The sequence below is a fragment of the Streptococcus danieliae genome (genome assembly GCF_013415245.1).
GTDB lineage: Bacteria > Bacillota > Bacilli > Lactobacillales > Streptococcaceae > Streptococcus > Streptococcus danieliae_A.
Window position 1 is genome coordinate 1 of record NZ_JACBXX010000245.1, and the last position, 601, is coordinate 601.

Annotated in this window: 1 protein-coding gene; it reads right to left on the reverse strand. The window is 44.9% G+C overall.

Translation table 11 applies throughout. The features are described 5' to 3' along the window. Positions 1–601: Rib/alpha-like domain-containing protein (locus HZY94_RS10030; RefSeq protein ID WP_257151921.1), on the reverse strand; the 601-nt coding region annotated here is incomplete at both ends.

Genomic DNA, 601 nt, shown 5'->3' on the forward strand with positions numbered 1-601 from the left:
ACTGGAGTTTCAAACTCAACCTTAGTTCCTTCTGGAAGTTCAGCTAGGTTACTGATAGATTTCTCTGCGGATGGTGTTTCACCAACTTTAACAACTTGTTCAGCCGGAGTTGGTTCGTTAGTAGCTGCTTGAGTTGGGTTTTCGTCAACCTTAACAGTTACAGAAACCTTGTCTTGAGAACCATCTGGGTAAGTCACAACTACCGTCGCTGGTTGATCACCTGACTTGCTGGTATCTACTGGAGTTTCGAATTCTACCTTAGTACCTGCTGGAAGCTCAGACATATTACCAATTGATTTCTCTGCGGATGGTGTTTCACCAACTTTAACAACTTGTTCAGCTGGAGTTGGTTCGTTAGTAGCCGCTTGAGTTGGATTTTCTTCAACCTTAACGGTTACAGGAACCTTGTCTTGCGAGCCATCTGGGTAGGTTACAAGAACCATGGCTGGTTTGTCACCTGGCTGGCTGGCATCCACTGGAGTTTCAAACTCAACCTTAGTTCCTTCTGGAAGTTCAGCTAGGTTACTGATAGATTTCTCTGCGGATGGTGTTTCACCAACTTTAACAACTTGTTCAGCCGGAGTTGGTTCGTTAGTAGCTG